Origin of the sequence: Caulobacter sp. AP07 (genome assembly GCF_000281955.1) — a bacterium.
Classification (GTDB): domain Bacteria; phylum Pseudomonadota; class Alphaproteobacteria; order Caulobacterales; family Caulobacteraceae; genus Caulobacter.
Window position 1 is genome coordinate 1 of record NZ_AKKF01000248.1, and the last position, 23,570, is coordinate 23,570.

General features: G+C 67.7%; 31 protein-coding genes. 25 read left to right on the plus strand and 6 right to left on the minus strand.

The features are described 5' to 3' along the window. From PMI01_RS26585 to PMI01_RS26590, 5 genes are all read left to right on the plus strand, one after another. Nucleotides 1-615, plus strand: a 615-nt coding sequence (locus tag PMI01_RS26585) for an RNase A-like domain-containing protein (protein WP_202948111.1), incomplete at its 5' end; no start/stop codon positions are given. A gap of 2 nt (nucleotides 616-617) precedes the next feature. Continuing rightward, nucleotides 618-914, plus strand: a complete 297-nt coding sequence (locus tag PMI01_RS27420; RefSeq protein ID WP_162136408.1) for a contact-dependent growth inhibition system immunity protein — start codon at nucleotides 618-620, stop codon at nucleotides 912-914. Between the two features lie 71 nt (nucleotides 915-985). Beyond that, entirely contained in the window at nucleotides 986-1,162 is a 177-nt protein-coding gene (locus PMI01_RS27280) for a hypothetical protein (RefSeq protein ID WP_007674537.1), read from the plus strand. 4 nt (nucleotides 1,163-1,166) lie between these two features. Continuing rightward, the gene (locus tag PMI01_RS27285) at nucleotides 1,167-1,436 is read left to right on the plus strand and encodes a hypothetical protein (protein WP_007674539.1); all 270 of its coding nucleotides are present in this window, start codon (nucleotides 1,167-1,169) and stop codon (nucleotides 1,434-1,436) included. A 23-nt stretch (nucleotides 1,437-1,459) separates the two neighbouring features. Then, nucleotides 1,460-1,819, plus strand: coding sequence for a DDE-type integrase/transposase/recombinase (locus PMI01_RS26590; RefSeq protein WP_238537104.1), 360 nt, complete (start codon nucleotides 1,460-1,462; stop codon nucleotides 1,817-1,819). 8 nt (nucleotides 1,820-1,827) lie between these two features. Here PMI01_RS26590 and PMI01_RS26230 read toward each other — a convergent pair whose 3' ends face one another. After that, nucleotides 1,828-2,397: a D-mannose binding lectin gene (locus PMI01_RS26230; RefSeq protein ID WP_007674541.1), complete on the minus strand. Its 570-nt coding sequence runs from the start codon at nucleotides 2,395-2,397 to the stop codon at nucleotides 1,828-1,830. Nucleotides 2,398-2,626: 229 nt separating this feature from the next. Between PMI01_RS26230 and PMI01_RS22215 the strand changes: the two genes are divergently transcribed. The 3 genes from PMI01_RS22215 (at nucleotide 2,627) to PMI01_RS27980 (ending at nucleotide 4,096) form a co-directional block, all read left to right on the plus strand. Further along, nucleotides 2,627-2,917, plus strand: a complete 291-nt coding sequence (locus PMI01_RS22215; protein ID WP_035037808.1) for a hypothetical protein — start codon at nucleotides 2,627-2,629, stop codon at nucleotides 2,915-2,917. A gap of 27 nt (nucleotides 2,918-2,944) precedes the next feature. After that, the gene (locus PMI01_RS27425) at nucleotides 2,945-3,508 is read left to right on the plus strand and encodes a hypothetical protein (protein ID WP_051990014.1); all 564 of its coding nucleotides are present in this window, start codon (nucleotides 2,945-2,947) and stop codon (nucleotides 3,506-3,508) included. A gap of 144 nt (nucleotides 3,509-3,652) precedes the next feature. Continuing rightward, complete coding sequence (locus tag PMI01_RS27980; RefSeq protein WP_081497730.1) at nucleotides 3,653-4,096, plus strand: DUF3363 domain-containing protein; 444 nt, start codon at nucleotides 3,653-3,655, stop codon at nucleotides 4,094-4,096. 125 nt (nucleotides 4,097-4,221) lie between these two features. On the opposite strand, the gene PMI01_RS22230 is transcribed toward PMI01_RS27980, so the two are convergent. Further along, nucleotides 4,222-5,094: an MBL fold metallo-hydrolase gene (locus PMI01_RS22230; protein ID WP_007674548.1), complete on the minus strand. Its 873-nt coding sequence runs from the start codon at nucleotides 5,092-5,094 to the stop codon at nucleotides 4,222-4,224. Nucleotides 5,095-5,167: 73 nt separating this feature from the next. On the opposite strand from PMI01_RS22230, the gene PMI01_RS22235 reads away from it, so the two are divergent. The 3 genes from PMI01_RS22235 to PMI01_RS22245 are packed head-to-tail and all read left to right on the plus strand — an operon-like array spanning nucleotide 5,168 to nucleotide 6,807. Continuing rightward, nucleotides 5,168-5,527: an ArsR/SmtB family transcription factor gene (locus tag PMI01_RS22235; protein WP_162136409.1), complete on the plus strand. Its 360-nt coding sequence runs from the start codon at nucleotides 5,168-5,170 to the stop codon at nucleotides 5,525-5,527. Continuing rightward, complete coding sequence (locus PMI01_RS22240; protein ID WP_007674550.1) at nucleotides 5,496-6,029, plus strand: rhodanese family protein; 534 nt, start codon at nucleotides 5,496-5,498, stop codon at nucleotides 6,027-6,029. The genes PMI01_RS22235 and PMI01_RS22240 overlap by 32 nt, the downstream gene beginning before the upstream one ends. Before the next feature lie 4 nt (nucleotides 6,030-6,033). Beyond that, the gene (locus PMI01_RS22245) at nucleotides 6,034-6,807 is read left to right on the plus strand and encodes a sulfite exporter TauE/SafE family protein (protein WP_007674552.1); all 774 of its coding nucleotides are present in this window, start codon (nucleotides 6,034-6,036) and stop codon (nucleotides 6,805-6,807) included. Nucleotides 6,808-6,885: 78 nt separating this feature from the next. On the opposite strand, the gene PMI01_RS22250 is transcribed toward PMI01_RS22245, so the two are convergent. Together PMI01_RS22250 and PMI01_RS22255 are read right to left on the minus strand one after the other, a co-directional pair. Beyond that, nucleotides 6,886-7,905 (minus strand): nucleotidyl transferase AbiEii/AbiGii toxin family protein, encoded by a 1,020-nt coding sequence (locus tag PMI01_RS22250; protein WP_007674554.1) that lies wholly within the window; start codon nucleotides 7,903-7,905, stop codon nucleotides 6,886-6,888. Then, complete coding sequence (locus tag PMI01_RS22255; protein ID WP_007674555.1) at nucleotides 7,898-8,494, minus strand: DUF6088 family protein; 597 nt, start codon at nucleotides 8,492-8,494, stop codon at nucleotides 7,898-7,900. The genes PMI01_RS22250 and PMI01_RS22255 overlap by 8 nt, the downstream gene beginning before the upstream one ends. 201 nt (nucleotides 8,495-8,695) lie before the next feature. On the opposite strand from PMI01_RS22255, the gene PMI01_RS22260 reads away from it, so the two are divergent. The 14 genes from PMI01_RS22260 to PMI01_RS22325 are packed head-to-tail and all read left to right on the plus strand — an operon-like array spanning nucleotide 8,696 to nucleotide 21,435. Further along, nucleotides 8,696-10,735, plus strand: a complete 2,040-nt coding sequence (locus tag PMI01_RS22260) for a conjugal transfer protein TraG (protein ID WP_007674556.1) — start codon at nucleotides 8,696-8,698, stop codon at nucleotides 10,733-10,735. Between the two features lie 12 nt (nucleotides 10,736-10,747). Further along, a complete protein-coding gene (locus PMI01_RS22265) occupies nucleotides 10,748-11,152 on the plus strand; it encodes a ribbon-helix-helix domain-containing protein (protein WP_007674557.1) in 405 nt (134 codons plus the stop codon). After that, on the plus strand, nucleotides 11,149-12,153 hold the full coding sequence (gene trbB / locus PMI01_RS22270; RefSeq protein ID WP_007674558.1) for a P-type conjugative transfer ATPase TrbB: 1,005 nt from the start codon (nucleotides 11,149-11,151) through the stop codon (nucleotides 12,151-12,153). Before PMI01_RS22265 ends, trbB begins: the two co-directional genes overlap by 4 nt. Further along, entirely contained in the window at nucleotides 12,153-12,497 is a 345-nt protein-coding gene (locus PMI01_RS22275; protein WP_007674560.1) for a TrbC/VirB2 family protein, read from the plus strand. The genes trbB and PMI01_RS22275 overlap by 1 nt, the downstream gene beginning before the upstream one ends. Beyond that, a complete protein-coding gene (locus tag PMI01_RS22280; protein ID WP_007674562.1) occupies nucleotides 12,497-12,781 on the plus strand; it encodes a VirB3 family type IV secretion system protein in 285 nt (94 codons plus the stop codon). The genes PMI01_RS22275 and PMI01_RS22280 overlap by 1 nt, the downstream gene beginning before the upstream one ends. Beyond that, the gene (gene trbE, locus PMI01_RS22285; RefSeq protein WP_007674564.1) at nucleotides 12,775-15,231 is read left to right on the plus strand and encodes a conjugal transfer protein TrbE; all 2,457 of its coding nucleotides are present in this window, start codon (nucleotides 12,775-12,777) and stop codon (nucleotides 15,229-15,231) included. The genes PMI01_RS22280 and trbE overlap by 7 nt, the downstream gene beginning before the upstream one ends. Further along, nucleotides 15,228-15,953: a P-type conjugative transfer protein TrbJ gene (trbJ, locus tag PMI01_RS22290; RefSeq protein ID WP_007674566.1), complete on the plus strand. Its 726-nt coding sequence runs from the start codon at nucleotides 15,228-15,230 to the stop codon at nucleotides 15,951-15,953. Before trbE ends, trbJ begins: the two co-directional genes overlap by 4 nt. Nucleotides 15,954-15,983: 30 nt before the next feature. Continuing rightward, the gene (gene trbL / locus PMI01_RS22295; protein WP_007674567.1) at nucleotides 15,984-17,354 is read left to right on the plus strand and encodes a P-type conjugative transfer protein TrbL; all 1,371 of its coding nucleotides are present in this window, start codon (nucleotides 15,984-15,986) and stop codon (nucleotides 17,352-17,354) included. Between the two features lie 5 nt (nucleotides 17,355-17,359). Continuing rightward, complete coding sequence (trbF, locus tag PMI01_RS22300; RefSeq protein WP_007674569.1) at nucleotides 17,360-18,193, plus strand: conjugal transfer protein TrbF; 834 nt, start codon at nucleotides 17,360-17,362, stop codon at nucleotides 18,191-18,193. Next, nucleotides 18,190-19,164, plus strand: a complete 975-nt coding sequence (gene trbG, locus PMI01_RS22305) for a P-type conjugative transfer protein TrbG (protein ID WP_007674571.1) — start codon at nucleotides 18,190-18,192, stop codon at nucleotides 19,162-19,164. Before trbF ends, trbG begins: the two co-directional genes overlap by 4 nt. Beyond that, nucleotides 19,161-20,474 (plus strand): TrbI/VirB10 family protein, encoded by a 1,314-nt coding sequence (locus PMI01_RS22310; RefSeq protein WP_007674572.1) that lies wholly within the window; start codon nucleotides 19,161-19,163, stop codon nucleotides 20,472-20,474. Before trbG ends, PMI01_RS22310 begins: the two co-directional genes overlap by 4 nt. Nucleotides 20,475-20,485: 11 nt before the next feature. Beyond that, on the plus strand, nucleotides 20,486-20,767 hold the full coding sequence (locus tag PMI01_RS22315) for a DUF2274 domain-containing protein (RefSeq protein ID WP_007674575.1): 282 nt from the start codon (nucleotides 20,486-20,488) through the stop codon (nucleotides 20,765-20,767). Beyond that, a complete protein-coding gene (locus tag PMI01_RS22320; RefSeq protein ID WP_007674577.1) occupies nucleotides 20,764-21,144 on the plus strand; it encodes a DUF736 domain-containing protein in 381 nt (126 codons plus the stop codon). The genes PMI01_RS22315 and PMI01_RS22320 overlap by 4 nt, the downstream gene beginning before the upstream one ends. Nucleotides 21,145-21,195: 51 nt before the next feature. Next, nucleotides 21,196-21,435 (plus strand): hypothetical protein, encoded by a 240-nt coding sequence (locus tag PMI01_RS22325; RefSeq protein ID WP_007674579.1) that lies wholly within the window; start codon nucleotides 21,196-21,198, stop codon nucleotides 21,433-21,435. A gap of 43 nt (nucleotides 21,436-21,478) precedes the next feature. Here PMI01_RS22325 and PMI01_RS22330 read toward each other — a convergent pair whose 3' ends face one another. Together PMI01_RS22330 and PMI01_RS22335 are read right to left on the minus strand one after the other, a co-directional pair. After that, nucleotides 21,479-22,720, minus strand: a complete 1,242-nt coding sequence (locus PMI01_RS22330) for a tyrosine-type recombinase/integrase (protein ID WP_007674581.1) — start codon at nucleotides 22,718-22,720, stop codon at nucleotides 21,479-21,481. 135 nt (nucleotides 22,721-22,855) lie between these two features. Further along, nucleotides 22,856-23,476 carry a JAB domain-containing protein gene (locus tag PMI01_RS22335; protein WP_007674583.1) on the minus strand — a complete coding sequence of 207 codons (621 nt, stop codon included), beginning with the start codon at nucleotides 23,474-23,476 and terminating at the stop codon, nucleotides 22,856-22,858. Between the last annotated feature and the right edge of the window lie 94 nt (nucleotides 23,477-23,570).

A 23,570-nucleotide genomic window follows, 5' to 3' on the forward strand; every position in this document is an offset into this window, starting at 1 on the left:
CGGTTTCTCCAAACCGACCCCATCGGATACATGGATGGGCTCAACTGGTACTCATACGTCGGGAACGATCCAGTAAATTTCAACGATCCGACGGGCACGGCTGCTGCGCTTCCGCCCGATCCCGTATCAGAGATTGTTGTAACCGCCGGACTTCGCGCCAAGAAGATGGCCGATGATTGGGCGCGTGAACGACTTTGGAGAGAATCGACAGGCGATGGCCGGTATCGGGTAAACCTCTTCGTGCATGAACTCGGAGGTGGCCATACCATTCGGCGGCATGTGGGCAAATCGCCGAGGTTTCTCAGGAGAAGGCTTGCGAACGGAAGAATTAGTGCTGCGTCCTCTTTTACGTCTGTTGCCCAGGCTACCAAGATTGTTAATGCAGTGCTTTCAAATCCTGCATTCGCAGTGGATATAGCCTCTACAGTCAGTGGTGAGAATCCCGGACCGGGTGTTATGGATGGTGTTTTCGGTTCAGATATTGGCACGGTGTCGCTGGCGGGGGGCGGAGATATATCGACTAACGCGGCAAGGGTTGTTATTGTTCGCGACCCGAGCATGCCTGAAGGGTTTCTTGTGGTAACAGCATTCCCAATACCAATGCCAGGTAAGTAAGTATGGAAAAGGGCCTTTCCGTCACACCTATCCGACGGTCTCCATTCGGATATTTAGCGGCGTTCTTTCATCAAGATTTTGACCTTTTATTTCCCAGTTTTGATGCGGGAATGTCTACTTACGTCAGTAGCCTGAAGGCAGAGCAGCGCGTCGCGTTAAGAGAGGATGTAGAAAAAGTCTTGTTACATGCAGAGAGTGAGGCGGATGTGCGAAAGGCTTGGCGGTTAGCTGGAGCGGAATGGACAGCCAAGGGAATTAGTCTTCGAGCCGAGCTCATCAAATTGTCTAAAGCGCTATGAGTGATGTCAGGGGAACAGGGGCACACATTCTTTGGTGCTACCCCGTCTGAAAATCTTGAAAGGCCCCTGCCATGACGCCTTCGCAGACCACGCCCCAGCCCGGAGACATCATCGTCGCCGCCATCGAGGCGCAGACGGTGGCGATCGACCGGGCGATGCGCAAAGCGTTCTGGACCCAGATCGTCGGCCTGACTGTGATCATGTCGGTGGCCATGACGGTGTTCGTGGTCGTGGTGAACGCCGGCTGAGGCCGTGCTTCAGGTAACCGATCGCGGCGCCCATCGCACCAACCCGAGGGGGGCGACTTATGAAGCCCATGATCTGGCGGGGCGGCGGGTCTCCCTGCAATGGGCTGACAATTTCTGGGTGAGCTACAGCCGCAACGCGGCCGGTGAGGTGACGGCGATCTATGAGAGCGGCGTCAATCCGCTGGTGGGCTACACCTATGACGACCTAGGCCGTCGCACCGGCGCCTATCGGGGCAATAACGCCCAGACCTTCTACACCTATGACGCCGGTTGAAGCGCCTGCTGCGCAACCAGCCCGTGGAGCCCCAGTCAATCACGACCGATGGGCTTGGCTCCTACGCAGCCGCGCTAAGGGACCTGGATCTAATCGATCTTCATCGCCCAGGTCGATTGCGCGAGAACAACCGAGCCGAAAACGCCCACCTGCCGATCCGAAGACAGGAGCGGAAGATGCAGGGGTTCAAATCGCGAGCCTCCGCCCAGCGCTTTCTCACCACTCACGCGGCGATCTACAACACCTTACTACACCCAGTCACACCTGGTCCGCCGCCAGACCCTTCGCCAGTTCCGCAGCGAAGCCATGCAGGTCTGGAACCAGGCGGTGGCCGGCTAGGCACTGTTCGGTTTGAGCGCTTTTGCCTTGGCGGATTAACCTGACAATGCTGCTAGTAACAGCAGGTCTGGGTGCTCCAGTTTGGCGAGGCGGTGACGACGAAGTTGCCGTCGTTCTGCATGGCGGCGTTGGGGTTGGCGCCGTGGCTGCCCGACATCCAGATGACCTGCGATTGTGGGCCGTAGAGCACCAGGTTGCCGTCGCTCTGCATTGCCAGGAAGACCGTGGCGCGGCTGAGGGTGTTGGAACCCCACAGGGCCGCGCCAGTGGCGTGGCGGTACAGCACCAGGTTGCCGTCGGCCTGCAGGGTCATTCCAAACCGCCCGTCGGGCGAGTTGAGCCACTGGCCCTGGAACAGGATCTCGCCGGACGCCAACCGGTCGGGGGCGGCGTGGGGCGTCAGAACCTGGCTGGAGGCGGCGGTGCGGTTGCTGGCCAGGTCATAGCTGTAGTTGCGCACCAAGCCGTCCGAACGGCCGGTGGTGATCAACTGGCCGTGGGAGTCGTAGTAGAAGCTCGACGTGCTCTGGGCGCCGGCGGGTGCGGCGAGACCGCTCAGCAGGGCGACGCAGAGCGCGATCCCGGCAAGGGTGGGGGTCAAGCCCAGGCGCGGTGTGGTCATCAGCTTCCCCCAAAAGCACGCACCGTGACAAGGCGCGCGCGGCCGGTCGATTGCCGTGGTCAAGGACTGTTCGGCCGCCCAATTGTCAAGCTTGAGGGTTCTCGGCGTGTCGGAGCACTACATTCTTCGGACGGTGATTGAAGGCGGGCAGGCGGCCCTCAACTAGGATCTGATCGCCGCTCGGACGAGGCAACCCCTTGCACAACCCTGGCCGGCAAGTGCTAAAAGCTTGACCATTGAGTTGGGGGTGATGGTGGCGCTGCGTTTCAGTTTGAGGTCGCCGGCCCTGCGCGGCTGGGTGGTGGCAAGCTTGTGCCTGGGGGTTCTTCTGGGCGCCCCGGTCCAGGCCGCTCCGGAACCGCCGGCGTCCCTGTCCGCCTTCGTGAAGATCGAGGAGGTCGTGGGCCAGGCCACAACCTTGGGGCCCGGTCAGATCTGGCTTCGCGCCGACGCGGCGTTCGTCCTGGCGGGCGGTGACCAGACCCGCAGCGAGGCTATCCGCGTTTCATTCGGGGGCTGATAGATCGTGTTCAGAACTAAGCACTCCGTGAAGCAGCGCAATCTGGCGCGCGCGCGCGTCTCGTTCGGGGCCGTCATAGCGGCGGTCGCGGTCGCGAGCGACTTGGCCCAAGCGGCCCAAGAAACGCGCTACAAGTACGACGCCCAAGGCCAGGTCATCCTGGTGACCAAGTCGGACGGTCGTCAGAATGGCTATGCCTACGACGGCGCCGGCAATCGGACGAACGTGACCGGCGGGACCCAGGTGCTGCCGACCTATCCCGATCGTCTGCTGCAAGGACAATCCCTGCTGCCGGGCAAGTCCCTCCAGTCCACCAACGGCGTCTATAGGCTCGTCCTCGAGGACGATGGAAACCTCGTCCAGTACGGCCAGAGCGGCGTGGTCCGGTGGCAGTCGAACACCTCGGGAAAGCCCTCAGCGCGCCTGACGATGCAGAGTGACGGAAACCTGGTCGTCTATGGCCCGGTCTCGCAGGTCTATTGGCACACCGCTACCAGTGGCAATGCCGGCTCGACCCTGATCCTGCAGGATGACGGCAATCTGGTGGTCTACAGCAGCACCGGCGCGGCTCTGTGGCACATCTATCAATGAGCCGACTTCGTACGGGCGCTGGCCCGGCCGACCTAGCTCCGGCGCAGGGCGTCGTGGCTTTTGACTTCAACATGATCTTGCGGACGTGCGCGGCGTGATGACCAAGCTGATGATCTCCACCCCGTTCCGCGCGGCTCTGCGTGGCTGCCTGGCGGCGCTGTCGCTCACGGCCGCGGCCCTCCTTGGTGTCACGCCCGCCCTGGCCCAGGAGCCGATCCCGCCGCCGCAGCATTCGGCGGTCGACGCCAATGGCGTGGACCTGATCAGCGGGGTGATGAGCGTCACCTCGGGGCTCAACAGCATCGGACCCGGCGCGACCTGATCGTCACGGCCGAGGGGATCGCCCGGGAGACGGGGCTGGCCTTCTCGGAGGCGCGGCCTGGCCAGCGGATCGAGGGCGTCTACCGGCGACCGGTCGAGCTGGCCAGCGGCCGGTTCGCGGTGATCGAGCGCAGCCGGGATTTCACGCTGGTTCCGTGGAAGCTGGCGCTGGAGAGCCAGGAAGGACGCGTCGTGTCCGGCGTTCTGCGCGAGGCGGGCGTCAGTTGGACGATCGGTCGTGGGCGCGGCGGGCCGTCGCCGTCGTGATCGTCTCCATCGGGACGTCGGGCGCGACCGCGATGGGGCCAGGCATGGCGCGCCGAAGGCGGTTCTGCCACCCTCGAAATCCGCCGCCGCCCCATCCCCCACGCCGCGTCGCGCGGCGTCCAATGCTAGGCGGCGGGGTTCTGGATCCGTGTCACGGGCAACTGAAGAAAGACGTTCCCCGCCGCCGAGGGGTCGGGCAGGGCGCCGGCCCGGATATTCACCTGCAGCGAGGGCAGGATCAGGGTCGGGGCGGTCAGGGTGGCGTCGCGCGCCTCGCGCATCGTCACGAAGGCGTCCTCGCCCGCGCCGTCGCGGAGGTGGATGTTGCGGGCGCGCTCCTCGGCCACCGTCGTCTCCCAGCGATACTGTTGGCGACCCTGGGGGAGGTAGTCATGGCCGACGAAGACGCGCGTTTCCGGCGGCAGGGCCAGGACCTTCTGGACCGAGCGGTACAGCGTCCGCGCGTCACCGCCGGGGAAGTCGGCGCGGGCGGTGCCGTAGTCGGGCATGAAGATCGTGTCGCCGACGAAGGCCACGTCGCCGATCCGATAGGTCAGGCAGGCCGGCGTATGGCCAGGCGTGTGCAAGGCGCCGATGGTCAGCTCGCCCAGGGGCAGGACGTCGCCCTCGTTCATCAGCACGTCGAACACCGCGCCGTCGGCGGCGACCTGCGCCTCGAACACCGGAATGAAGGTCTCCTGCACCTCGACGATGCGCGCGCCGATCACGATCTTCGCGCCCGTCTTCCCGCGAATGTAGTCGGCGGCCGACAGGTGGTCGGCGTGGGCGTGGGTCTCCAGCACATAGGTCAAGGTCAGCCCACGGGCCTCGACGGCGGCCAGCATGGCGTCGGCCGAGGCCGTCGAAAGCCGCGCCGCCTTGGGCTCGAAGTCCAGGACCGGATCGATGATCGCGGCCGCGCCCGTGGCGGGATCGCTGACCAGATAGCTGGCCGTGAAGGTGACCGGGTCGAAAAACGCTTGAACCTCGGGTCGCATGGTCGGAGCCTCCGCATGAGCAGTCTTTCATATAATGACTTGCTAATTTAGAACAAGCTAATATATGGCGTTCATGTTCGATCTCACGCGTTTCGACGTCAGCCAGTTCGAGGCCAGCGCCGCGGAAGCCGCCAAGCTCCTGCGCGCCCTGGCCAACGAGCGTCGGCTGATGATCCTGTGCCAACTGGCGGACGGCGAACGGTCGGTGGGGCAGATCCAGCCCCTGGTCGGCCTGTCGCAGTCCGCGCTCTCGCAGCACCTGGCGGTGTTGCGCGAGGAGGGCGTCGTGGCCGCGCGCCGCGAAGCCCAGACGGTTTGGTACCGGATCGCCGATCCCGCCGCCCTGAAGGTAGTGGGGACGCTCGCGGAGATCTTCTGCCCTCCAGCGGAGAACGCCGACCATGACCTCCCGATTGACCCCTCTGACGCCTGACGACGCCGCCCATCGCCTGACCGAGCGCCGCGCTGTCCTCGTCGATATCCGCGAGCCCGATGAGTTCGCGCGCCGCCGCGCCAAGGGCGCGCTGTCGCGCCCGCTCTCGACCCTGGACGCCCAGGGGCTGGACCTGCCCGACGCGCGCGAGGTGATCTTCACCTGCCGCTCGGGCCTGCGCACCGCCGCCAACAGCCAGCGCTTGGTCGCCGCTTGCGGGGCGGGCGCCTATGTGTTGGACGGCGGCCTCGACGCCTGGGACATGGCCGGCCTGCCGGTGGAGCTCGATCTCAAGGCGCCGCTGGAGATGATGCGTCAGGTGCAGATCGCCGCCGGCCTGCTGGTCTTGCTCGGGGTGGTTCTGGGCCTTGTCGTCTCGCCCTGGTTCCTCGGGGTGGCGGCCTTCGTCGGGGCGGGGCTGACCTTGGCGGGCGCGACCGGCTTCTGCGGCATGGCGCGCCTGCTGGGGCTCGCGCCTTGGAACCGTCCGGCGGCGGCGTGAGACCATGGACGTAAGCCTGGTCGCGGCGGTCCTCAGCGGGGCGTTGGTCGCCCTGCTGCTGACCCTGTTCGGCGGCGGCGGCTCGGTGTTGGCCACGCCGCTGCTGCTCTACGCGGTGGGGATCAAGGACCCCCACGTGGCGATCGGAACCTCGGCGGCGGCCGTGGCGATCAACGCCGCCGTGGGCCTGGCCGCCCAGGCCAAGGCCGGCCGCGTGAAATGGCCCTGCGCCTTGACCTTCGGCGCCCCCGGCCTGATCGGCTCTCTGGCCGGCGCGCACCTGGCCAAGGCCGTTGCGGGCAACCACCTGTTGGCCTGGTTCGCCCTGGCCATGGCGATGGTGGGGCTTTCGATGTTTCGGGCCCCGCGCGCGCTGGGCGACCCGGAGGTCCATATCGACCCCGCCAAGGCCCTGCGTCTGGTTCCGGCCGGTGCGGCGACGGGACTGGCGGCAGGCTTCTTCGGCATCGGCGGCGGCTTTTTGATCGCGCCGGGCCTGATGGCGGCCACCAGTATGACCCTGGCCAACGCGGCGGCCTCTTCCCTGGTCTCCGTGGCTCTGTTCGGCGCGGCGACAAGCGTCAGCTACGCCGCCTCGGGCCTGGTGGACTGGACGATGCTGCTGGCCTTGGCGGGCGGGGGCTTGGCGGGCGTGGCGGCCGGAGCGCGGCTGGCGCCGCGATTGGCGAGCCGGGTGCTGCTGGCGCGGCGCCTGTTTGCCGGCATGATCGTGGCCACGGCCGCCTATGTGGCCTGGCGGGCCCTGTTCTCGACTTAAGGCGCGGCGCGCGCCGAGGTGGACGGGCGTCGCGGCGCCCTGGGGTTGGATGCGGCCGGAGGGGCGGGCGCGATCGTGTTACGGGCTGGGCGCGTTGGCCGCTTGCTGGATTTGCCGACAGCGCGCGATCAGGGCGTCGAAGCGCTCGGCTTCGTCTTCGAGCAAGCCGTCATCGAGCATCCGACCATAGTCAGCTGCCAGGAGTTCCAGCGCGGGTCCGTCGGGCACGAGTCGCAGACCGCCCGACACCGCGCCCTGATAGTCGATCGGCTCGCCGTCGGCGTTCTTCTCGGCGAAGAACATCGTCTTGTGCGTCGCCACCGCGCCGGCTAGGGCGCGGTCGGCGATCGCCTTTTCCGCATAGCCGGCGTCGTCCAGACGCACCACGTCGTGCCAGTGCCGCGCGAAGCGATCGGCCCCGCGAAAGCGGCCCTGGGCGCAGAACACGTGGATGGCGGTCGACTTCTCCCAGAAGGTGCGCTCGGCCAGCATGACTTGGGGCGCGGCGGTTGGGAAAATCAGCTCCGGGAGGGACGGAGCCGCGTCGCAGGCGATCGGGACGACCTCCCAGGGCTCGCCGGTGGCGCGGGCGCCAAATTCCAACATCACCGAGGGCGAGACATAGCCCGTGCCGGCGGCCAGGGCGTCATAGTCGATGAAGAGCTTCTCGCCGTCGGTGCGAACCCGCGCCTGCAGTTGGTTGGACTCGATGGCCGATCGGATCAGCGGGGCGATCTTGGCTTCGACCCAGTTTGCCAAGCGCGTCTTGATGGTCTTGGACCATTTCTGCTCCTGGCTGCGGTTGGGCGGCAGGGCGTCTTGCGCGTCGGCCACTAGGTCGCCGGCGATGGCGCGGATGTCGTAGGTCAGGTCGACATCCTCGGAGAACCGGCGGATCACGCCATAGGCCTTCGACAGGGATGTGCCGCCCTTGAAGACAAGATCGCCCCCGAACGGCGAGGCGAACAGCGCGTCCAGCGCCCAGACCACCCAGACGTCCTTTTCCAGCAGATGAGCCGGTCGACCGGTGGCGGCGCTCGCCACGGCCAGGGCGTCGCGGCGATCGTCCGCCGACAGCGTCAGGAAGGCCTCAGCCATTCACGGCCAACCGGCTGACCTGCTGCGCCAGCCAGGTCGGAAGACGCGGGCGCGCGCCGACGATCTCGGCGAGCGTGTCGCTCGACAGGCGATGCTCAAGGGACCGCAAGGCCGCCGGCGCATGTGCCTCGCCCAGCCAGGCCAGCGCGCGGATAACCTCGCCCGCCGGACGATCGGCCAGGGTCAATTGCCATTTGGGGGCATGGCGCAGGTCCACCGACTTGACGCCCAGTTTCAGCCGCCGGCTCGGCCCGGACGTCAGATAGACCTCGCGGATCGGTACCTGGGTCGTCAGGCCCAGGGCGTTGGCGGCGGCCGCGCCGTGGGAGGCGATCACCTCGTCGGTGGATGCGGCCAGGGACCGGACCACGTGCTCGACCGAAGGCGGGCGCTGGCCGAACCGGCTCTCGACAGGGCGAACATAAAGACCGCGCCCGGCGCGGATCAACTGACCCCGACGGGCTAGGCGCGACAGGGCCTGATCGACGGCCGCGCGTGAGCCTAGGTGCAGCAACGCCTTGGCCGACACCGAAGCCCCTTCGGGCTGTAGGGGCGCATGTTCCAGGATCGCTTGTGTCAGGCGTTGCATGATCATGTCCTATCGTCAGAAAGATAAAGAAGTTTCTGACAATTTTCAAGGGCCGACCGCCTTTGCGGTTGGGCGCCCGTCCACAATGGAGCCTTGCGCGTACGAAGGCGGGTGAAACCGCCGTAAGGGATTCCACGCCCTCGCCTGAGCCTTCCGGAGCCTCGCGCCGCATGTCGCGGTCCGAGCGCCGGGACCAGGCGCATGACGCCCACCAAGCTGCTCATCGGCCAGATTCTCGCCGTCTTCGCCATCGTCATCCTCGGCGTCTGGGCGGCGACCCAGTGGGCGGCGGCCATGCTTGGCTATCAGGCGCAGCTTGGCGCGCCGTGGGCGACGCCGCTCGGCCAGCCCATCTATCGGCCCTGGCAGCTGTTCGACTGGTGGTATCACTACGAGGCCTACGCCCCGCTGGTCTTCGACAAGGCGGGCCTGCTGGCCGGGGCCAGCGGCTTTCTCGGCTGCGCCTGCGCTGTCGCCGGCTCGTTGTGGCGGGCCCGGCAGAATAGCCACGTCACCACCTATGGCTCATCACGTTGGGCCAGCCGGCGGGAAGCCGCTGGCGCGGGCCTCCTGCGCGACGACGGGGTGTTCCTCGGTCGCCTGGGCCGCGACTACCTGCGCCACGCCGGCCCCGAGCATGTCATGGCCTTCGCCCCGACCCGGTCGGGCAAGGGTGTGGGCCTGGTCGTGCCGACCCTGCTGTCCTGGACGGGCAGCGCCGTGGTCCACGACATCAAGGGCGAGAACTGGACTCTGACCGCCGGCTGGCGCGCCCGGTTCTCCCACTGCCTGCTGTTCAATCCGACCGACGCACGCTCGGCCCGCTACAATCCGCTGCTGGAGGTCCGCAAAGGCCCCGACGAGGTCCGCGACGTTCAGAACATCGCCGACGTGCTCGTCGATCCGGAAGGCGCTTTGGAGCGCCGCTCGCATTGGGAAAAGACCAGTCACAGCCTGCTGGTCGGGGCCATCCTCCACGTCCTCTACGCCGAAGAGGAAAAGACCCTCGCCCGGGTCGCCACCTTCCTCTCCGACCCGCAGCGCTCCTTCGCCCACACCCTGCGGCGGATGATGGCCACCAACCACCTGGGCGCGACCGAGGCGCCGGTGGTCCATCCGGTCGTGGCCTCCGCGGCCCGCGAGGTCCTCAACAAATCGGAGAACGAACGCAGCGGCGTGCTGTCGACCGCCATGTCGTTCCTGGGCCTCTACCGCGATCCGACCGTGGCCCTGACGACGTCGGCCTGCGACTGGCGCATCGCCGACCTCGTCGACGCCCCGCACCCCGTCACGCTCTATCTGGTCATCCCGCCGTCCGACATCTCGCGCACCAAGCCGCTGGTGCGCCTGGTGCTCAACCAGATCGGCCGCCGGCTGACCGAGCGCCTGGAGGGCGATCCGGGCAAGAGCCGCAAGCATCAGCTCTTGATGATGCTCGACGAGTTCCCGGCCCTGGGGCGGCTGGACTTCTTCGAGACGGCCCTGGCCTTCATGGCCGGCTACGGCATCCGCGCCTACCTGATCGCCCAGAGCCTCAACCAGATTTCCAAGGCCTATGGCGAGAACAACGCCATCCTGGACAATTGCCACGTCCGGATCGCGTTTTCCTCCAACGACGAGCGCACCGCCAAGCGCATCTCCGACGCCCTGGGCACGGCCACCGAGCTTCGCGCCCAGCGCAACTACGCCGGCCACCGGCTGGCGCCCTGGCTCAGCCACGTCATGGTCAGCCGCCAGGAGACCGCCCGGCCGCTGCTGACGCCCGGCGAGGTGATGCAGCTGCCGCCGGACGACGCCCTGGTCCTGGTCTCGGGCCTGGCGCCGATCCGCGCCAAGAAGCTGCGCTACTACCAGGACCGCAACTTCACCGGCCGCATGCGGCCGCCGCCGACGCTGCCGGACGGCCTCTATCCCGATCGCCCGCCGGCCCGCGGCGACGACTGGGGCGGCCAGGTGCGCGGCCCGCACGCCGGTCTGGCCGGCCAGGCCGACGACGATCTGGGCGCGGAGAGCGAAGGCGGGCTGCAGCAGCAGCGCCATCCGGGCCTGTTCGACGAGCCGGTCGCCCGTCCCGCCGCCGACGAAGCCCAGTTGGGTCTGGGGCTCTTCGATGACGATGGCGACGTCGTCGCCGATCGCCAGGCCATGGCCCGGGCCCAGGTCGCACAGCCGGTCGTCCGCGCCCACGCCATGAACGAAGGAGCCGGTCGTGGCGATGACGACCTGCTGCCGTCGTTCTGAGGGGGCGGCGCCATGAAACCCCGCCATCACCTCTATCTCGACGACGCCCTGACCGCCGAACTCGACCGGCTCGGCGCCAAGCCGGGGACCTCCAAATCGGCCATCGTCGCCGACGCCCTGCGCGCCTTCCTGGCCCGGCGCGCCGCCAGCGAGATCGACGATCTCTTCAAGCTTCGGCTCGATCGCCTCAGCCGCCAGCTGGGCCGGATCGAACGCGACCAGAAGATCCTGCTGGAAAGCCTGGCTCTCTTCGTCCGCTACCAGCTGACCGTCACCGCGCCCCTGCCGGAGGCCGACAAGGCCGCCCAGGCGATCGGCCGCGAGCGGTTCCAGCGCTTCGTCGACCAGGTCGGCCGCCAACTCGCCAGCGGACGCCAGAGCCTGGGCGCGGACGAGCCGGGGGAGGCGGTCCCATGAGCCTCGTCCAACCCGAAACCTTCGAGCGCCGGCGCACCATGCTGCGCAGCGCCATGGGACCGGCCATCGCCGCGGCCCTGGCCGACCCGGCCGTGGTCGAGGTGATGGTCAATCCCGACGGCGCGCTGCGGCTGGATCGTCTCGGCGAAGGCCGCGTCGACACCGGCGTTGTCCTGCCGGCGGTCGAGGTCGAACGGATCATTCGTCTGGTCGCCAGCCATGTCCGCACCGAGGTCCATGCCGGCGCCCCGATCGTCAGCGGCGACCTGCCGCCGCGCGGCGAGGCCCTGACCGGTGAGCGGTTCGAGGGCGTGCTGCCGCCGGTCTCGGCCGCGCCGTGCTTTTCGATCCGCAAGCCGGCCAGCCGCATCCACACCCTGGGCGACTATGTGGCCGATGGCGTCCTGGCCCCGGTCCAGGCCGACGTTCTGCGCGGGGCTGTCGCCGAGCGGCTGAACATCCTGATCGCCGGGGCGACCTCGGCCGGCAAGACCACCCTGGCCAACGCCCTGCTGGCCGAGGTGGCGCGGCTGGACGAGCGGGTGGTCATCCTGCAGGACGTGCCCGAGCTGCAATGCGCCGCGCCCGACTGCGTGGCCCTGCGCACCCGGCCGGGCGTCGTCAGCATGGCCGACCTGGTGCGTTCGACCCTGCGTTTGCGGCCCGACCGCATCGTGGTGGGCGAGGTGCGCGGCGGCGAGGCGCTCGACCTGCTCAAGGCCTGGAACACCGGCCACCCCGGCGGCCTGTCCACCGTTCACGCCAACTCGGCGCGCTCGGCCCTCTACCGGCTCGAACAGCTCGTCCAGGAATGCGTGGTCGCCGTGCCGCGCCGGCTGATCGCCGAGGCGATCGATCTGGTCGTCTTCATCCGTGGCCGGGGAACCGGCCGCCGCGTCGAGACCATCGCCCGGGTCACCGGCCTCGACTCCTCCGGCGACTACCTCATCGCCGAACTCGACCCTCCGCAGTTGAAAACCCTCAGACAGGGAGAACCCTGATGCCGTACCTCGCCAAGGCGCGCGCGGTCGCCGATCCGCGCCCGCTTCACCTCACCACCCTGACCACGATCCTCATCCTGCTCTGGTCCGCCCAGGCCCAGGCCGCCGGTTCGGGCATGCCCTGGGAAGAACCGCTGCAGCAGGTGCTGGAGTCGGTCCAGGGGCCGGTCGCCAAGATCGTCGCGGTGCTGATCATCATCTCGACGGGTCTGGCCCTGGCCTTCGGCGAGACGAGCGGCGGCTTTCGCAAGCTGATCCAGATCGTGTTCGGGCTGTCGATCGCCTTCGCCGCCAGTTCCTTCTTCCTGTCGTTCTTCAGCTTTGGCGGCGGAGCGCTGGTCTGATGGCCGGCTCCAGCCTCATCGCCGGCCAGGCCCCCGAAGGCTTCGAGGTTCCGCTGCATCGGGCCCTGACCGAGGCGATCCTGCTGGGCGGCGCGCCACGCGGCGTCGCCATCCTCAACGGCACCCTGGCCGCGGCGATGGGGCTGGGTCTCCAGCAGTGGATCGCCGGCCTGCTCATCTGGCTGGCCGGCCACAGCCTGGCGGTCTTCGCCGCCAAGCGCGATCCCGACTTCGCCGCCGTCCTCGCCCGTCACCTGCGGCACAAGGTGTTCCTCACATGCTGAACCTGCGTGAATACCGCAATACGGCCGATCGACTTGCCGACCACCTGCCCTGGGCCGCGCTGGTCGCGCCCGGTGTGGTGCTCAACAAGGACGGCGGCTTCCAGCGCACCTTGCGCTTTCGCGGACCCGACCTGGAATCGGCCACCGAGGCGGAGCTGGTCTCGGTCTGCGCGCGGGCCAACAACGCCCTGCGGCGGTTGGGTTCCGGCTGGGCCCTGTTCTTCGACGCCGAGCGCATCGAGGCGCTGGGCTATCCCGACAGCACGTTCCCCGATCCGGCCTCGTGGCTAGTCGACGAGGAGCGGCGGGCGCATTTCGACGGCCGCAAGGGACGCCATTTCGAGAGCCGCTATCACCTGACGCTCTACGCCTTGCCACCGGCCGACCAGACAGCGCGCGCCGAGCGCGTGCTGCTCGAGCGCGAGGAGGCCCGGGAGGGCCGCGACTGGCGCCAGGACCTGCGCGCCTTCGTCGCCGAGACCGACCGGGTGCTGGACCTGCTGTCGGGGTTCATGCCGCAGATCCAGGCGCTGGACGATGCCGAGACGCTGACCTTCCTGCACGGCTGCATCTCGACGCGGCGGCACGCCGTAGCCGCGCCCCATACCCCGATGTATCTCGACGGTCTGTTGGTCGACACGCCGCTCAGCGGCGGCATCGAACCGATGCTGGGCGAGCATCATCTGCGCACTGTCACGGTGCTGGGCTTTCCCAACACCACCCAGCCGGGGATTCTCGACGCCCTCAATCACCAGGATTTCGCCTACCGCTGGGCAACCCGCTTCATCGCCCTGGATAAGACCGCCGCGACCAAGGTCCTGACCCGCCTTCGGCGGCAATGGTTCAACAAGAGGAAGTCGATCGCGCAGCTGATGCGCGAGGTGATGATGAACGAGCCGGCGCCGCTCACCGACAGCGACGCCGACAACAAGGTGGCCGACGCCGATCTGGCCCTGCAGGCGCTCGGCGGCGACCATGTCGCCTTCGGCTATTGCACCACCACCATCACGGTCTCGGACGCCGATCGCGCCGCGGCCGACGAGAAGGTCCGCATCGTCGAACGGATCGTGGGCGGCCTGGGCTTCACCTGCATCCGCGAAGGCGTCAATGCGGTCGAGGCTTGGCTGGGCGGTTTGCCCGGCCATGTCTACGCCAACGTCCGCCAACCGCTGGTTCACACGTTGAACCTGGCGCATTTGATGCCGCTGTCGAGCGTCTGGGCGGGGCCGGCGCGCAACGACCATCTGGCCGGGCCGCCGCTGCTCTACGCGGAGACCCCCGGCTCGACGCCGTTTCGCCTGTCCACCCACGTCGGCGACGTCGGTCATATGCTGATTGTCGGACCGACCGGCGCGGGCAAGTCGGTGCTGCTGGCGCTGCTGGCCCTTCAGTTTCGACGCTATAGCGACGCTCAGGTCTATGTTTTCGACAAGCGGTTTTCAGCCCGCGCGGCGGTGCTGGCGATGGGCGGTCAGCATCATGGCCTGGCCGCCGACGCCGGCATGGCCTTCCAGCCGCTGGGCGATATCGACAAGCCCGGCCATCGGGCCTGGGCCATCGAATGGCTCTGCGACCTGCTGGTCAACGAGAAGGTGGCGGTGACGCCGGAGACCAAGGACGCGCTGTGGTCGGCCCTGATCAGCCTGGCCAGCGCGCCGCGGCAAGAGCGGACCCTGACCGGTCTGTCGATGCTGCTGCAGTCCAATCCGCTGCGCGCCGCGCTGGCGCCCTATACGCTCGACGGGCCGTTCGGACGCCTGCTCGACGCTTCGGAGGACGGCCTGGCGCTGGCCGACGTCCAGTGCTTCGAGACCAACGCGCTGCTGGCCACGCCCAGCGTGGTCGCGCCGGTCCTGACCTATCTGTTCCGCCGCCTGGAGGCGCGGTTCGATGGGCGGCCCAGCCTGCTGATCCTCGATGAGGCGTGGAAGTTCCTCGACAACCCGCTGTTTTCCGCCCGCATCCGCGAATGGCTGAAGGAACTGCGCAAGGGCAATGTCAGCGTGGTCTTCGCCACCCAGTCGCTGCCGGATATCACCGAGAGCACCATCCTGCCAGCCATCCTCGACGGCTGCCCGCAGCGCATCCTGTTGCCCAACGACCGGGCGCAGGAGCCGTTGTCGCGCAAGGTCTATCAGGGCTTTGGCCTCAACGACCGCCAGATCGAGCTGATCGCCCGGGCCACCCCCAAGCGGCACTACTACCTGCAATCGCAGCGCGGCAACCGCGTGTTCGAGCTCGCGCTCGGCCCCGTGGCGCTCGCCCTGTGCGGCGCCTCTGATCCCGCAGCCCAGACCCTGATCGACCAAGTCCTGGCCGCGCACGGTCCCGGGCGCTTCGCCGCCGAATTCCTCGCGGCGCGCGGCCTGTCCTGGGCGGCCGACCTGATCGGGCGGTTCCCGGTGGCGCCGTCTTCCCACAATCCCCAGCAACAGGAGCCTGTCCTATGAACCGCCGTGCCTTCGCGGCCGTGATCGCCGCTCTTTCAGTCTCCGCCATGCCGCTTCCTGGCCTGCTCGCTCCCGCCCAGGCGGTGGTGGTGTTCGACCCGAGCAACTACGCCCAGAACGTCCTGACCGCGGCGCGAACCCTGCAGCAGATCAACAACCAGATCGTCAGCCTGCAGAACCAGGCGACCATGCTGCAGAACATGGCTCGCCAGCTGCAGCGGCTGGATTTCTCGTCGCTCAGCCAGATCACCCGGTCGATGCAGCGCATCGACACCCTGATGACCCAGGCCCAGGGCATCGCCTTCGACCTGGCCTCGACGGACGCGGCGCTGCGCGACCAGTTCCCCGAGGTGTTCGACGCGGCGATGAGCGCCAACCAGATGATCGCCCAGGCGCAAGGGCAGCTGCAGGCGACGATGAAGGCCTACCGCCAGACCATGCGCGTGCAGGCCCAGGTGGCCGAGAACGTCCAGGCCGACAGCGGACTTCTGGTGCAACTGGTGTCGGAGAGCCAGGCGGCGACGGGCGGCCTGGCCGCGCAGCAGGCGACCAACCAGCTGTTGGCGCTCAGCGCCAAGCAGCAGCTGCAGATCCAGAACATGACCGCGGCGCAGTACCGGGCCGAGGCGCTGGAGCGCGCCCGACAAGCCCAGGCGATGGAGGCGGCGCGGGCGACCACCGATCGCTTCCTGGGCGGGCGCGACATCTACACCCCGCGCTGACGCCAACACCGATCGTTCGGAGGACAGATCATGGGAGACGACGGCGGCGCCATCGACCTCAACATCGTAGATCGGTTTCTCGACACCTTTATCCGCTACATCGACGGCGGCTTTGGCCTGCTGGGATCGGACGTCACGTTCCTGACGACGGTCCTGATCGGCATCGACGTCACGCTGGCGGCCCTGTGGTGGGCGATGGACGGCGACCAGGACATCCTGGGGCGGCTGATCAAGAAGACCCTCTATGTCGGGGCCTTCGCCTTCATCATCGGCAACTTCCGGCACCTGGCCGACATCATCTACCGCAGCTTCTCGGGCCTTGGGATCACCGCGGGCGGGGGCGGGATTTCGGCCGACCAGATGATGCGCCCCGGGGCGATCGCCGGCGAGGGGTTCAGCGCCGCCTGGCCGCTGCTCAAGAAGGCCGGCTCCCTGCTGGGCTTCCCGGAGTTCTTCGGCAACTTCCTGGTCATCGCCGTGCTGCTGGTCTGCTGGCTGCTGGTGCTCCTGGCCTTCTTCGTCCTGGCGCTGCAGCTCTTCGTGACGATCATCGAGTTCAAGTTGACGACCCTGGCCGGGTTCGTGCTCGTGCCCTTCGCGCTGTGGAACAAGACCAGTTTCCTGGCCGAACGCGTGCTGGGCAACGTCATCTCCAGCGGCGTCAAGGTCATGGTGCTGGCGGTGATCGTCGGCATTGGCACGAGCTTCTTTGGCCAGTTCTCCGCGTTGGCGGGCGATGATCCCGGGGTCAAGGAGGCCGTCACCCTGCTGATCGGGGCGCTGGCCCTGTTTGGTCTGGGCGTTTTCGGGCCAGGCATCGCCTCGGGCCTGGTCTCCGGCGCACCGCAACTGGGCGCCGGCGCGGCGGTCGGCACAATGGCGGGCGCGGCGATGATCGGCATGGGCGGCGCGGCGCTCGGCGCGCGGGCGCTGGGCGCCGTGGGCGGCGGGCTGGGAGCTGTCCGCGCCGCCAGCGCCATGGGCACGACGGCCAAGACCGCCTATCAGTCGGCCGCCTTCACCTCGGGCCAGAGCGGCCCGGCCGCCGCCGCTGCTGGATTGGGGGGCGTGGCGCGCGCCGCCGCATCGGTGGGGGAAGCCGCCAGTCGTCAGGCGAGCAGCTTCGCCGACAAGGCAGCCGAAGCCTTCAGTCAGGGCCAGGCCTGGCGCATGCCCGACCGCAGTTCGCAATCCGCTGACGGCGAGGCGGCCGGTTCGGCCGGGCCACCAGGCGGCCAAGCGGCGACGTCCAGTACGTCGCCCGACGCCCCGCCGGCCTGGGCGACGCAGCTGCGTCGTGAGCAGACCGCCCGTCACCACCGTCACGCCGCCATCCAGCTCATCAAGGACGGGGACCGCCCAGGCGGCGCGGCCAATCCCGATCTCAGCCAGAAGGATTGAAGGTCATGCTCTTCAAGCGATCCCTCCAGCGCTACGGCCAGACGCCGGCGCCGGAAACGCCTTACCAACGCGCCGGCCAGCTCTGGGACGAGCGCATCGGGTCCGCCCGCGTCCAGGCCGCCAACTGGCGGTTGGTCGCCTTCGGCTGCCTGGGTTTGGCCGGAGGGCTTGCCGGGGCCAACGTCTGGCAGTCGATGCAGAGCCGCGTCACGCCCTATGTGGTCGAGGTCGACCGCCTGGGAGAGGCGCGCGCCATCGCCCCCGCCATCCAGAACTACAGGCCGACCGACGGACAGATCGCCTGGCATCTGGGACGGTTCGTCAGCAACGTCCGGTCGGTCTCGACCGACCCGGTGCTGGTCAAGAAGAACTGGCTCGACGCCTATGACTTCGCCACTGACCGCGCGGCGACCTTCCTGAACGAGTACGCCAGGACGAACGACCCGTTCGCGGGCATCGGCGAACGCAGCGTGTCGGTGCAGGTGACCAGCGTGGTGCGGGCGTCCGACACCAGTTTCCAGGTCAAGTGGACCGAGAGCACTTACGAACGCGGCAGTCTGGCCAAGACCGAGCGCTGGACGGCGATGCTGACCACGGCGATGCATCCGCCCAAGACCGCCGACGCCCTGCGCCGCAATCCGCTGGGCCTATTCGTCAACGCGATCGACTGGGCTCGGGAGCTGGACGGCGCGTCGGCGGTCCCTAAGCCGTCCGCGACCGCGACGCCCCCGCCGGCGGCGCCCACCCCGATCCCCGCGCTCGCGCCGCCCATCCCATCATCGCCGACCGCCGATCAATCGTCCGGCGCGGCGCCGTCCGAAGGAGGCAACGTCCCATGACCCGCAGCATTGTCATCCTGTCCGCGGCGGCGCTCGCCGCCTGCGCCGGCAAGACCCCGCCGCCGGCCGTCGTTTACGACGCCACCGATTTCAGGCCGGCCGCGATCGCGCCGGAACCGCCCAAGCCGGTGGAGATCGTGCTGGCGCCGCAACCCCTGCCGCTGCCCGGCCAGATGCTGCCGCCGCCGTCGGTGAAGCCCGACGCCCGTCCGCCGACGGTGCGGGTGGACGCCGCCAACCGCGCCGCGACGCGCGAGCCCTCCAGCGCCGGGTACGTCAACGCCGTGCAGGTCTATCCTTGGACCGACGGGGCGCTCTACCGACTCTACACCGCGCCGGAACGGGTCAGCGACATCGCCCTGCAGCCTGGCGAGAAACTGATCGCGGTCTCGGCCGGAGACACCGTGCGCTGGGTCATCGGCGACACCACCAGCGGCGCGGGCGACGAGGCCCGGGTCCATGTGCTGGTGAAACCCTTCGCGTCGGGCCTGGCCACGAACATGGTCATCACCACGGACCGGCGGGCCTACCATGTCGCGCTGGAAAGCACCGACGCGACGGCGATGGCGGCGATCTCCTGGGCTTACCCGCAGGACCGGCTTCTGGCGCTTCAGCGGCAGAACGTGAAGGCGGAGGCCGTAAGGCCGATCGCCGAGGGCGCGGCGCTGACCAGCCTGCGCTTCCGCTACGCGATCGGCGGCGACAATCCGCCATGGCGGCCGGTGCGGGCCTGGGACGATGGGAACAAGGTTTATATCGAATTTCCGGGGCGGCTCGATCAGGGCGAGGCGCCGCCGCTGTTCGTGGTGGGGCCGCTCGGCGACAGCCAGCTCGTCAACTACCGGGTCAGCGGCAACCACTACATCGTCGACCGGCTCTTCGCCGCCGCCGAACTGCGCCTGGGCGAGAACCCGCAGCAGGTCGTGCGGATCTCGCGCACGGACGTCCCGGCCGGGAGGGCGCGGCCATGACCCAGACGCCCGTTGATCCGGCCCCGCCGCAAGGCGACGAGGGGCGTCCGCCAGAGCCGCCCGCCAAGGCCAGCCCCGAAACCCTGGCCTTGCGCGCCACGCCCCGTCGCATCGTGCAGTTCAAGCGCGGCGTTATCATCGGCGGCGCGGCCGCCGGCGCTCTGGCGGTGGCCGCCGGTGCCTGGCTGGCGCTCAGCCCCAAGGCCTTGCATCTGGCCAAGTCCAACGAGCAGGCGATCTTCGATCGACGCACGCCCGCCGACGCGGTGGCCAACCTGCCCGGCGACTACAGCAAGGTGACGGCGACCACGATCCCACCGTTGGGACCGCCGCTGCCTGGCGACCTGGGGCGAGCGGCGCTCGAACGCCAGCGCCAGCTTGAAGCCGGCGGCGCCCTGGCGCGCGATCCCAGCCTGGCGCCGCCCGCCATGACGTCCGAGCAGCAAGCGGCGCAGGCCGAACGCCAGCGGAGCGCCGCCCAGGCCTATCAGGCGCGTGAGGCGGGGGTCATGGTCCAGTCGTCGGGGCGCGCTGCCGCGGCGCCGATGGCGCCGGACACGCCTGCGCTCGGTGGTACATTCCCTCAGGTAGCCGCTGCCGATCAGCCTGCATCGGTCGAAGCTGCCAAGCTGACCCTCGACCTCGAGCGCGACCAGAACAATCAGCAGCGCAAGCTTGATTTCGTGGGCGCGACGGCGGGGCAGGGCGGCGTCACCAATGCTCACGCCTTGCAGGCCCCGGCGTCGCCCTGGCAGGTCATGGCGGGCAGTGTCATCGCCGCCAGTCTGGTCACCGGACTCAACTCCGACCTGCCCGGCATGGTCGTGGCCCAGGTGACCGAGAACGTCTTCGACACGGTGACGGGCCGCATCCTGCTTATCCCGCAAGGCTCGCGGCTGATCGGCAGCTATGACAGCGTGGTCGCGTTCGGGCAGAGCCGGGCGCTGCTGGTCTGGCAGCGGATCATTTTGCCCGACGGGGCCTCGATCCAGCTCGACAACCTGCCGGCCACGGACGCCGCCGGCTATGCGGGGCTTTCGGACAAGGTCGATCTCCACACCTGGCGGCTGCTCAAGGGTGTGGTGCTGTCCACTCTGCTCGGCGTGGGAACCGAACTCAGCCTCGGCGACGACGAGAGCGATCTTGTTCGCGCCATTCGCCAATCGACCCAGCAGAGCGCCTCGCAGGCCGGCCAACAGATCGTCGCCAAACAACTCGACGTTCAGTCGACCCTCCGCGTGCGGCCGGGCTGGCCGCTGCGGGTCGTCGTGCACAAGGACCTGATCCTACGCCCCTGGCGGGCGTCATAGAGGAGACCACCATGCCAGATCTGAAGCTTGGTAAGCTGCCCAACCGCACGCCGGTGAAGATGACCATCAGCGTCATGCCCGACTACGAGGAGGCGCTGCGCGACTACGCGGCGATCCATTCCGCTCAACACGGCGTGGCCTCGACGTCGGCTGATATAGCCTCGGGCATGGTGGAGCAGTTCATCACCAACGACCGCGAATTCGCTAAGGCTCGTGCGGCGTTCAAGGCCGCTCAATCGACCGGTCACGCCGGCCAGGTGCGTGGTCAGAAAACGTTGGAGGACCGGTCATGAACAGGTTGATCATCGGCGTGTTCAAGATCGCCCGGAGCGGCGGATGGGAGGGAGAAATCAAAACTCTTGTCGCCAACGCCAAGGTGAGATTCGTCCCCAACGACGACCTGGTCAGTCCCAACGCGCCGGCGTTTCGCGTCATGCTGGGAAATTCTCGCATAGGCGACGCCTGGGAGGCGCAATGGGGTGGTGACCGCCCTCGCGGCTTCTTGCGCGTCAACCTCGACGACCCCTTCTTGCCCGCGCCAATTTCGGCGGCGCTGTTCCCAGAAGACGACGGCGCCAGCGCGCAACTTGTGTGGACACGGCCGCCGAAGAAGGAGGAGAAGGCCCAAGGAGGGCGCCGGGAAGCGGAAGGTAAAGCCGTCGCCGGCTAGACCTTGCGCGACGGGCGACCTAGTAAGCGCCCGTCAACACGGAGCCGATCCTTGATCGCCATGAACCGCTCTGAAGCGCTCGGCGCTGCGCGTCGATTGATGCGCGGCTTTGCCGGCGCGCCGGACGCGCGTCGTCACGCGCAGCAGTTCTACAGCGCCCTGGTTCATGCCGAAGGATGGAGCAAGGGCGAGCAGGATCTGATCGTGACGCTCGGGATCTGGTTGGGGGAGCGTCCGAGCGTGAACGAGCTCAAGAAGCGGTGCGACGAGACCCTCGAAAAGCTGGCCTAGGCAGCGGATGACCCGATCGGTCACCGCTACCTGGAGATCCACCTCACGCAGCTGATTTGAGGCGCTTGGGATTGAGAACGGTTCGGACAAAACCATTCCATTGCTTCATCGCCGCGCGCTTCTCGGGCATGTAGTTCCAGCGATCATAGGCCTTGGAGCTAACGTCCTGGAGCGTGTGGTTCTGGATTCTGTCGCGGATCTCCTTCGACAATCCAGCCTTCCCCGCGAGTGTCTTCCAGGTTCGACGCAAGTCGCGATTGGTGACCACGGGAATGACCTTGCGCTCCCGTTGACGCCACATGAACGAATAGAGCGTCTGGTGGCTGACGGGCCTGGTGGGATCCATCGCCGAAGGAAAGAACCAGCCGTAGGCGTTGGGCTTGATCGACTCCAAAAGTTCGGCCGCCAGATCAGGTACGGGGATGGCGTGGGGTTTGCTGTTCTTGGTCGTGGACCAATCGAGAATTCGTTCCTTGGCGTCCCATTGATCAACGTGAAGCCGGGCTATTTCCTCGACACGTTGGCCGGTGAGCATGAGGACGCGCACCGCGCGCGTGTACGGCGGATGCACGGGCGTGTCGGGGCACTCCAACCAGCGATACAGCCGCAGGAATTCATCTTCGTCGAGCCAGCGATTGCCGGGCACATAGGGCTCGGTTGGAATGCCGGCGGCCGGATTTTGAATGAGGCCGAAGCGTCGCGGCGCGCTGTTGCGATAGTCGTTTTCTGATTTCAAGCCCCAGCTGAAGGCCGAGCGAATATAGCCCCTCACATGGTCGGCCATTGATCGCGCGCCGCGCGCATAGATCGGGCGAATGGCCGCGACGACCTCTTGGGGCTCGATATCCCGAGCTGGGCGATGGCGACCGAGCTTGCTCACGACTCTATCGAGACCCTTCTTGGTCTGTTCCCACGACGGCTTGTTCGAAGCCTGCAAGTGGGCGACGTAACCGTCGAAGAGATCGCCGACCGTTCCCGCACGCGAGTCTCCGAGCACCTTGATGCTCTGGCCCTTCTGGATGCCATCGACATAGTCGCGCTCATAGATGTCGCGGGCCTGGGCCAGGGACATCGCGGGGTAGACGCCGAACTTCTTCCGCGTCCGCTTTTTGTCCTGCCACTGCTGCGCCATCCAGTCGGCCGTAACCCGGGTCGGCATCGGCTTGAGGACAAGGATCATGCGGCCGACGCCGCGACCTTCGCCGTCCGCCAGGGTGATCGGCTTTTGAGTGAGTTGAACTTCTTTCAAGGCACGACGGATCGCGCCGTCAGTCAGGCTCGGCATGAGACCCTCCCGAACGATGGTTAGTAGGATGGTGCGGCCGTTACTGGGGGCGGTAACTGGGGTCGGTAAGGGCCGCGACCTGCCTTGATCATGCCAAATGACGTGTGCGGTGAAAAGTGAAAAAAGATAATAAAATCAATGTGGTAATGCGTGATTGTCCATGGGTGAAAATGACCCAGTCGGATGGTTGTGCAGCAGGATGATGTTGGAGCTCGACAGCTCCAGCGCCCGGCGCATCACCTCGCGCGGATAGACCGGGGCGTGGTCGACGGTGCCGTGGTTCATCACCTCGTCGGCGATCAGTTGGTTCTTCTTGTCGAGGAACAGCACCCGGAACTGCTCGCGCGGCTCGTTGGCCAGGGCGACGCGGACATAGCCCAGCAGCGCCGTCCACGACGAGATCACCGGCCGCTTGGCGATCTTGTCGCGCCCGGCCCGCAGGGTGGCTTCATGCAGCAGGGTCAGGTCGACGGCGGCGTTCTCGCCGACTCCCGGCACGGTCTTCAGCGCCTCGATCCCGGCCCCGATCACCGCCCCGAGCGAGCCGAACCGGGCCAGCAGCGCCTTGGCCATCGGCTTGACGTCGCCGCGCGCGTAGGTGCGGAAGAGGTAGAGCTCCAGCAGTTCGTAGTCGGGCAGGGCGGCCAGGCCGCCGGCCTTGGCGCGGTCGCGCAGGCGTTCGCGGTGGCCCAGGGCGTGGCTGGGCGCCGCGGCGTCGGCGACGCCCGTCGCCTTGAGTGATCTTCCGCTGACCATCTCGCCCCCCCCGCCATGCGAGAGACGATTAGGTCAGATCAATTGAAGGTTGTCGATAGTTCTCACCCTCTCCCATGGGGAGAGGGCGGGGCCC